This is a genomic window from Actinocrinis sp. (genome assembly GCF_035946395.1).
Lineage (GTDB): Bacteria > Actinomycetota > Actinomycetes > Streptomycetales > Catenulisporaceae > Actinocrinis.
The window spans coordinates 1-3,855 of record NZ_DASYZI010000270.1 but is presented as its reverse complement, the minus strand read 5'-3'; the positions used below and the strand labels follow the sequence as shown (position 1 = coordinate 3,855).

The window sequence follows — 3,855 nt, the reverse complement described above, 5'->3', positions numbered from 1 at the left end:
GCCCATGGTCACGCTGGGCCGCGAACTGAAGCGCCGCGGGCACCGAGCCTCGGTGATTTCGACCCTTGACGCTCAGGACGAGGTACTGCGCAACGGCCTCGAATTCATCGCGGTCGGCGCGCAGGAGTATCCGCTCGGCTCACTGAAGCGGTTCACCGACGTGCAGGGGAAGCTGACCGGGACACGCGCGGTCCGGTTCATCATCAAGGACATGGCGAAGACGGCGTACATGCACGCGCGCGATCTGCCCGACGCCGTGACGGGCAACGGCATCGACGCCCTGGTCGTCGACCAGATCCAGCCGCTCGGGGCGACGGTCGCGCTGCGGTACGACCTGCCGTTCGTCAACCTTTGCAGCCTGCTGCCGCTCAACACCGACCCGGGCGTCCCGCCGTGGAACATGGCCTGGCCTTACCAGGACTCGAACCAGGCGAAGGTGAAGAACAAGATTGCCGCCCGGGTCAGGCACCAGATGGAGCGGCCGGTCGCCAGGGCGGACAACCGCACCCGAGTCGCGTGGGGCCTGCCGACCATCACCATAAACGCCGATCAGTCGTTCTCCGAGCTCGCGCAGATCGCCCAGATCCCCGAGTTCTTCGACTTCCCCCGCACGCAGGCGCCCGAATGCTTCCACCACACCGGTCCGCTCCACGACTTCGACCGCGCCGATCCCGTCCCGTTCCCGTGGGAGCGGCTTGACGGCCGTCCCCTGATCTACGGGACGATGGGAACCCTCCAGAACCGTCTGAAGGGCGTGTTCCGCACCATCGCCGAGGCCTGCGCCGGTCTCGACGCGCAGCTCGTCATCTCGCTCGGTCAGCGTGGCGCGCCGATCCCGACGGACTTCCCCGGCAATCCGATCGTGGTGGATTACGCTCCGCAGCTCGACATACTCAAGCGGGCGTCACTCTTCGTCGGTCACGGCGGGCAGAACACCGTGCTTCAGTCGCTGGCGTTCGGTCTGCCGATGGTCCTCATGCCCGCGGCCACCGACCAACCCGGCGTCGCCGCGCGGGCGAAACACATCGGCGTCGGCGAGTTCATCCCGGTGCGCAGGGTCACCGTGCGCAAGCTACGCGCGGCGATCGAGACCGTGCAGTCGAACCCCGCGTACCGGCAAAACGCGCAGACGTATCAAAACACGATCAGAAGAATGGACGCGGTGGGCCGCGCGGCGGACATCGTCGAGCAGGCGTTCCGGACCCGCGAGCCGGTCTTGAGGACCACAACCACCTGACCGACGGCACATCCGCTCGACTGACGCTCTTGACGCTCTGCTTTCAACGGCTCTTCGAACTTGATCGTGGCCTCGTGTGCGGCTGTAGGCTCGCCCGCCGCTCGCCTGCCGCTGTGCGTCGCCCGACCCTACGCCGCCGGCCATGGTCAAGTTCGAAGAGTGGCTCTTAACATTCTGCTTTGTTCTTGCCCGGTGGCGGATTGCCGTGTCGAAGACGAACCGGCCTCGGCGGCATCACAGGCGAATACGAGATCGCTTCCTGATAAGTCAAAGAAGCAAAAGCCAGTGCACCGGATCGCGCATTCGATTAGCACGGATACGGCACGCTCGCCGTGCGCTGCCAGGCAACCATCCGCATCACCAGCATCAGCGAATGACACCGGCCACTGCTGACAAAACGGGTACCGGTCTCAGCGATGACGGTAGTTGCCACTGAGCGTCCGCGTATCACAACGCTCAGCAGTCCGGCTAACTTGACTAATCATCGACTGAAACCAATAATCTTTGTTATCATCGAATGACTAACGTAGGACGGAGCCCATGGCTTCCACCAACGAAGGAGCCGCGATCAGGCCGCCGCTGGCCGCCGCGATCCTGGTCTGCTCGATCCCGCTGTTCATGGCGACGCTGGACAATCTCGTCGTCGTCTTCGCGCTGCCCGTCATCAAGGCGCATCTGGGCGGGTCGGCCGAGTCCATGCAGTGGGTCCTCAACGCCTATACGCTCGCATATGCCGGAATGCTGCTGACCGCGGCGGCGCTCGGCGACCGGTTCGGCCGGCGCCGGCTCTTCGTGCTCGGCATCATCGTGTTCACCGTGTCGTCCGCCACCTCTGCCCTCGCGCCCAACACGGCCATACTGATCACCTCCAGAGCCGTGCAGGGCCTCGGCGCGGCGGCCGTCATGCCGCTCTCGCTCACTCTGCTCGCCGCGGCCGTGCGCCCGAAGATGCGCCCCCTGGCGATCGGGATCTGGGGCGGCGTCAACGGCATCGGCGTCGCGGTCGGGCCGCTGGTGAGCGGCGCCGTGGTGGAGGGGCTGTCCTGGCAGTGGATCTTCTGGCTGAACATTCCGCTCGGCGTGCTCGTGCTGCCGTTCGTGTTCAGGACGCTTCGTGAGTCCTACGGTCCCGACAGGGAGCTCGACCTGCCCGGAATGGCGATCGCCGCCGTCGGCGTGTTCGCGCTGGTCTGGGCGATCATCCGCAGCGACTCGCACGGCTGGAGTTCCGCGCAGACGCTCGTTCCGCTGATCGCCGGAAGCCTGCTGGTGATGGTGTTCCTGGCCTGGCAGGCCCGTGCCCGCACGCCGATGGTGCCGCTGCGGCTGTTCCATTACCGCTCCTTCTCGGTCATCAACGTCAGCACGATCGTCTTCTCCTTCAGCGTGTTCGGCGCGGTGTTCCTGCTCGCCCAGTTCTTCCAGGTGGTGGACCGCTACGGGCCGCTGGCGGCAGGTGTCCGCACGATGCCGTGGACGATGGTTCCGATGATCACGGCGCCGCTGTCCAGCGTGCTGATCGGCAAGCTCGGGCCCCGGTTGATCGTCACCACCGGCCTGGTGTTGCAGGCGGGCGGGCTCGCGTGGTTCGCGATCACGACGGGGACCAACGTGCCCTACTCCACGTTCGTGCCCGCATCCATCATCTCCGGCGCCGGGCTCGGCATGGTGCTGGCGCCGACGGCCACCGTCGTGATCATGGGTGTACCGGACGCGGATCACGGCAAGGCGGCCGGGGTGAACAGCACGCTTCGGGAACTGGGCACGGCCCTCGGCATCGCCGTCCTCTCCGCGGTGTTCGCCGCGAGAGGCGGGTACGCCTCCGGTCAGGACTTCGTCAATGGCCTGAGGCCCGCGCTGTGGGTCGGCGCGGCCATCCTCGCCATCGGCGCGGCGTGGGCACTGCTCCTGCCCGGGGCGCGCGCGACGAGCGAGCATCTGGCCGATGAAGCCGCCGCCCTGGCCGCGCAGGAGCCGGTCCTCGACTCATCGGCACGCTAGGCGTGTCCGAGAAGTCCCGTCGGGGTCGCGCCGACGCTCGCTGAGACCGGGTCACCGACCGTGTGCGAAGGCGTCGGGCGCCGGACCCAAGTCCGCACCCGACGCCAACCGCTAGTGAGGTGACCCGCTCTCCGCAATCGCACTACATATTAGTAATCATATATTCATGTATGGATAAAATGGAAATGGGGACAGGGATCAGGAGAAGAGGTCAGGCCGACCCGCGCCTGTGTGAGTGGCCAAAAGCCATTCCTCACTGATCCGCCGCCCGACTCGGGGAAGGATGAAAGCTGATGGCTGACACTCGCGTACTGGTCACCTGCGCCGGGGGGAAGATCGGCAACGCGGTCGCCCTGCAACTGCTGGAGCAGGGCGTCGCGACCCGCGCCCTGGTCCACCGCGAGGACCAGCGCAGCAACCACCTGCGGGAACGCGGCGCACAGGTCGTGATCGCCAACATGATGGACTACCAGCAGGTCCAGGACGTCATGACCGGCATCAACCGCATCTACTTCCACCCCATCTTCGACCCCCACGCCCTGGACAGCACGGTCATCTTCGCCATCGCCGCCCGCAAAGCACGCGTGGAAGCCATCGTCCAAATGGGCCAATGGCTC

The 3,855-nt window shown here is 66.2% G+C and carries 3 protein-coding genes; all 3 read left to right on the top strand.

Going from position 1 to position 3,855, the window contains the following annotated elements; all coding sequences use genetic code 11:
- On the top strand, positions 1-1,237 hold a 1,237-nt coding region (locus VGS97_RS16595), incomplete at its 5' end, for a glycosyltransferase (protein ID WP_326854440.1).
- 540 nt (positions 1,238-1,777) lie between these two features.
- Entirely contained in the window at positions 1,778-3,238 is a 1,461-nt protein-coding gene (locus VGS97_RS16590) for a DHA2 family efflux MFS transporter permease subunit (RefSeq protein WP_326854438.1), read from the top strand.
- A 293-nt stretch (positions 3,239-3,531) separates the two neighbouring features.
- Positions 3,532-3,855, top strand: a 324-nt coding sequence (locus VGS97_RS16585; protein WP_326854437.1) for an NAD(P)H-binding protein, incomplete at its 3' end; no start/stop codon positions are given.

Excerpts from the sequence above, each read along its gene's own strand:
- VGS97_RS16590 (WP_326854438.1), top strand. The coding sequence starts at position 1,778 with ATGGCTTCCACCAACGAAGGAGCCGCGATCAGGCCGCCGCTGGCCGCC.